Origin of the sequence: Thiocapsa sp. C2-2m (assembly GCF_041903745.1) — a bacterium.
Classification (GTDB): Bacteria; Pseudomonadota; Gammaproteobacteria; order Chromatiales; family Chromatiaceae; genus Thiocapsa; species Thiocapsa roseilacustris.
In genome coordinates this window covers 1-5,068 of sequence record NZ_JBBWVD010000092.1, presented here as the reverse complement: position 1 = coordinate 5,068, position 5,068 = coordinate 1, and the positions used below count along the sequence as shown (strand labels likewise).

Sequence of the window (5,068 nt, the reverse complement as noted above, 5' to 3'; positions counted from 1 at the left end):
ACGTCGGTCTGCCGCTGGCCGTGGAGTTCGCCAAACACCGCCCCGTGGTCGGCTTCGACATCAACCAAGCCCGCATCGCCGAGCTCAAAGCCGGTCGCGACAGCACCCGCGAGACCAGCCCGGAGGATCTCGCCGCCGCCCGCCACCTGACCTGCACCGGCGACCTCGACGCCCTGCGCCCCTGCCGCATCTTCATCGTCACCGTGCCCACCCCGGTCGACGACTACAAGCGGCCCGATCTGACGCCCCTGCTCAATGCCTCCGAGACCGTCGGCAAGGTTCTCAAACCCGGCGACCTGGTGATCTACGAATCCACCGTCTACCCCGGCTGCACCGAGGAAGACTGCGTCCCCGTGCTCGCCCGCGCCTCCGGTCTGACCTACATCCATACCGACCGCCGCACCACGGCACCCGCGGCGCCCCCGAATCCCGACCGCCGAGCATCCGGCGCTGGCGAAGGCGAAGGCGCATGCGTAGGTCGGATGAGCGACAGCGTAATCCGACAACCCACCGCCGAGACCACGGACGAGCCGCCACCCCCACCCGAAAGCAACGGCTTCTACTGCGGCTACTCCCCCGAGCGCATCAACCCCGGCGACAAAGACCACCGCCTGACCACCATCAAAAAGGTCACCAGCGGCTCCACCCTCGCGATCGCCGCCATCGTCGATGCCCTCTACAACGCGATCATCACCGCCGGCACCCACCCGGCCAGCAGCATCCGCGTCGCCGAGGCGGCCAAGGTCATCGAGAACACCCAGCGCGATCTCAACATCGCGCTCATGAACGAGCTTGCCCTGATCTTCGACAAGCTCGGCATCGACACCCTGGAGGTGCTCGAAGCCGCCGGGAGCAAATGGAACTTCCTCCCCTTCCGCCCCGGCCTGGTCGGCGGCCACTGCATCGGTGTCGACCCCTACTACCTGACCCACAAAGCCGTCGCCATCGGCTACCACCCCGAGGTCATCCTCGCCGGGCGACGCATCAACGACCGCATGGGTGCGCATGTCGCCGAGACCGTGGTCAAGCTCATGCTCCAAAACGGCATCGGCGTGTGCAACAGCCGCATCCTCGTCCTCGGCTTCGCCTTCAAGGAAAACTGCCCGGACGTGCGCAACACCCGCGTCATCGACATCATCCTGGCCCTGCGCGAGTACAACATCGCCGTGGACTGCTACGACCCCTGGATCGACCGCGCCGAGGCCAAGCACGACTACGGCCTCGACTGCCTCGCCGAGCCCCCGGCCGACGGCACCTACGACGCCGTCATCCTCGCCGTCGCCCATCGCGACTTCGTCGCGACGGGCGCGACCGGGCTCCGCCGTTGGACCAAGCCCAAGTCGATCCTCTACGACGTGAAGTCCGTTCTGCCGGTGCAGGCCGTCGACGGTCGTCTGTAACGAACCGAGACACTCTCGCCTGTCCGTGCGCGCCGCTGCCCTGACGGCCGGCGGGGTCGAGCTCAACTCCGCGATCCCGGGAACCGCGCCGAACACGCTTAGGCTAGACAAAACGAACGAGGCCGGCTCGAGCTCACTCCACGATCCCGGTCGAATTTGGAAAGGGCCCATCGTGATGCACAGGGAACCGGGAAACCATTCAACCGCATGAACGCGCAGAATAAATCGAAGTTACACCGGAGAGATCCCACCCACGACAGCGGCTACAAACTGCTCTATAGCCACGCAGCCATGGTGCGCGACCTGTTGCGCGGCTTCGTGCCCGGCGCCTGGGTGCAAGCGCTCGACCTGGGGACCCTGGAGCGCTGCAGCGGAAGCTATGTGACCGACGACCTACGCGACCGCGCCGACGACATCGTCTGGCGCCTGCGCTGGGGCCCCGACTGGCTCTACGTCTACCTGCTGCTGGAATTCCAATCCACCGTCGATCCCTGGATGGCGGTGCGCATCCAGACCTACCTCGGGCTGCTGTACCAAGATCTCATACGCGCCGAGACCCTAAGTGCCGCGGGGCGTCTGCCGCCCGTCCTGCCCGTAGTGCTCTACAATGGTGTCACGCCCTGGCGCGCTGCCGAGACGCTGGAGCCGCTCATCGAGCCGGCGCCGTCGCTGCTCGAGCGCTATCGCCCGCGACAGGCTTACCTGTTGCTCGACGAGCAGCGACTCGCCAAGGCCGGCCCCCTGCCCGAGCGCAACCTCTGCGCTGCACTGTTTCGGCTCGAGGCCAGCCGCGGCGCGGGCGAAGCGATGGGCATCGTGCGCGCCTTGCTCGACTGGCTCAAGGCGCCGGAACAGACCGGCCTGCGCCGCGCCTTCGCGGTCTGGTTCGGTCGCGTCTTCCTGCCCAAGCGGCTGCCCGGCGTGCCACTGCCACCCCTTGGCGATCTCAGCGAGGTTTATCACATGCTGGCCGAGAATCTGGAAACCTGGACCGATCAGTGGAAACGAGAAGGCTTGGAACAGGGCCTGGAACAAGGCTTGGAGCAAGGCTTGGAGCAAGGTCGCGAGGCGACCCGCCACATCCTGGTCCGTCTGGTACGCCGTCGTTTTGGATTGACGATCGCCGAACAAACCGAGCCGTTGCTGGCGAGCATCGCCGACCTTCGGAGGTTGGAAGACCTCGGCGACCAACTGCTCATCAGTCCCGACGGGGACGATTGGTTGCGGGCGGTACGGCACATGAGTGTCGGCGAGGAACACTGATTTGTCTTTCGTGCCCATGAGCCGTCATCACGCGAGCTTGGCCGATACGATGCCCTGCATGTCGCCTCTGCGATGGCGGGCGGTGCGGACCTGTTCGTCACGACAGACGACCGGCTACTCAAGAAAACGCAGCCCGCGCGAACCAAATGTCGGCTGAGCTGGACTCGAAGCGAAGCTCCTGACGGCCACCGCCGGCACCCACCCGGCCAGCAGCATCCGCGTCGCCGAAGCCGCCAAGGTCATCGAGAACACCCAGCGCGATCTCAACATCGCCCTCATGAACGAGCTGGCCCTCATTTTCGACAAACTCGGCATCGACACCCTCGAGGTGCTGGAAGCCGCCGGGAGCAAGTGGAACTTCCTCCCCTTCCGCCCCGGCCTGGTCGGCGGACACTGCATCGGTGTGGACCCCTATTACCTGACCCACAAGGCCGTCGCCATCGGCTACCACCCCGAGGTCATCCTCGCCGGTCGACGCATCAACGACCGCATGGGCGCCCATGTCGCCGAAACCGTCGTCAAACTCATGCTCCAAAACGGCATCGGCGTGTGCAGCAGCCGCATCCTGGTGCTCGGTCTCGCCTTCAAGGAGAACTGCCCGGACCTGCGCAACACCCGCGTGATCGACATCATCCAGGCCCTGCGCGAATACACCATCGCGGTCGACTGCTACGACCCCTGGATCGACCGCGCCGAGGCCAAGCACGAATACGGCCTCGACTGTCTCGCCGAGCCCCGGCCGAAGGGACCTACGACGCCGTTATCCTCGCCGTCGCCCACCGCGACTTCCTCGAGACGGGCGCCAACGGGATCCGCCGCTGGGCAAAACCCAAGGCGATCCTCTAGACGTGAAATCCGTCCTACTGGCGGAAACGGTCGACGCCCGTCTCTAAGATCCGGAGTGTGAACAGAACCTCGGTTCGATCCGCACCCTACAACATCAACGTTCAAACACAGCAAGGCGATGTTCCGACATCGCCAACAAAAACCAAAAGCCCCGAATAACCAACAATCATCAGCAAGCACCGACCGCCCGAACCGTCAAACCCAACACCTAAAACCTAAAACCTAAAACTTAAAAAAATGAAAACCATCCAAGTAGAAATCGACGCCGCCGGCCATCTGCGCCCACTGGAGCCGATCCCGCTCGGTCATCCGATGCGTGCCGTATTGGTCTTGTCCGACGAGCCGCCACCGGCATCGCCCGCACCCAGCGGCACTGCCGCCCGGGCATTGGCACTTCTCGCCACTCCGCGCTACGCCAAACGGCCACGCAGCGATCCGGCGGAGGTCCACAAGCGACTTGCCGCCTTGCGAACGGATTGGGACAGCGACCGCTGATGCGCCGCGTTTATCTCGATACCTGTTGCCTGATCTACCTCATCGAGGACGTACCAGGTTTCACCGACCCAATGCGAGCCCTCCTCGCGGACAATCCCGACGTCATCCTCTGCGTCTCTCCTTTGGTACAACTGGAAGCGCTCGTGAAACCCCTTGCCGAGGGAAACGACGCACTGGCAAGCGACTACAGAGATTTTATCGCCGAGCAACAATGGCTCTCCATCGGCGACCCCGAATTCGAGATGGCAACACACCTACGAGCCAACCATCGCCTAAAAACCCCCGACGCCATCCATCTAGCAACCGCAACACGCCACGCCTGCACCGAGCTCTGGACCAACGACGACCGCCTAAACCAAGCCACCACCAACATCCCAATAAACATCCAAACCCCAAACCTTAAAACTTAAAACTTCCCCAAACATGGAAACCAAAATCGAAGTCGAATGCCCCCCAGAAATCCTACTCGGGCTTCAAATCGGAGAGGCTCTCGCCATGTTGGAGCGCTGGTATGACAACGGAAACTGAAATCCGCCTGCGGGGCATGCGAGCTCTCATTGACGCGCTCGGTTTGGTCGAAGCCGAGCGATTTGTGGTCTCCATTAACCGAGAAAGGTTCGATGACACGACGTGGCGCCGAGAAGGCCTGCCCGATTTGAGCATCGAGCAAATCGCAGCCCGCGCGAATCAACTGAGGGCTGAGCTCGACACGAAGCCGAGCGCCTGACGGTTACCGCCGGCACCCACCCGGCCAGCAGCAGCGTGGGAGCGAGTTGGGGGCGACCAAGCGCACGACCGGGTGCGGGCGATGCCTGACAACATCGAACACCGTCAGCAGCTCGCCGCTGAAGTCGGATCCAACCCCAAAGGGGCGACTTGAGTCGCCCCGAGACGCCCGTGCCGCGGTTGTGTAACTCGCTCCCACGCTCCGAGACTGTGCAAATATTCCTGCGATGGGCCGAAAGACAGCATGGCGTAGGCCGGGGTGAGCTTGCGAACCCCGGCATTTCAACCGGTTGCAAATCCGCGGATGCCGGGGTTCGTTCCTCACCCCGGCCTACGGC

The 5,068-nt window shown here is 63.8% G+C and carries 5 protein-coding genes and 1 pseudogene; all 6 read left to right on the top strand.

The window, feature by feature from the left end:
• Positions 1–1,400 (top strand): nucleotide sugar dehydrogenase (locus tag AADX97_RS28625; RefSeq protein WP_374238701.1); only part of this gene is annotated, 1,400 nt, incomplete at its 5' end.
• A 207-nt stretch (positions 1,401–1,607) separates the two neighbouring features.
• Positions 1,608–2,663, top strand: coding sequence for an Rpn family recombination-promoting nuclease/putative transposase (locus AADX97_RS28620; protein ID WP_374237480.1), 1,056 nt, complete (start codon positions 1,608–1,610; stop codon positions 2,661–2,663).
• A 190-nt stretch (positions 2,664–2,853) separates the two neighbouring features.
• Positions 2,854–3,556: pseudogene (locus tag AADX97_RS28615) on the top strand (nucleotide sugar dehydrogenase); the annotation flags it as partial.
• Positions 3,557–3,746: 190 nt separating this feature from the next.
• On the top strand, positions 3,747–4,004 hold the full coding sequence (locus AADX97_RS28610; RefSeq protein ID WP_374237479.1) for a hypothetical protein: 258 nt from the start codon (positions 3,747–3,749) through the stop codon (positions 4,002–4,004).
• Complete coding sequence (locus AADX97_RS28605) at positions 4,004–4,414, top strand: type II toxin-antitoxin system VapC family toxin (protein ID WP_374237477.1); 411 nt, start codon at positions 4,004–4,006, stop codon at positions 4,412–4,414. The genes AADX97_RS28610 and AADX97_RS28605 overlap by 1 nt, the downstream gene beginning before the upstream one ends.
• A gap of 101 nt (positions 4,415–4,515) precedes the next feature.
• Positions 4,516–4,731, top strand: coding sequence for a hypothetical protein (locus tag AADX97_RS28600; RefSeq protein ID WP_374237476.1), 216 nt, complete (start codon positions 4,516–4,518; stop codon positions 4,729–4,731).
• Positions 4,732–5,068: the final 337 nt, after the last annotated feature.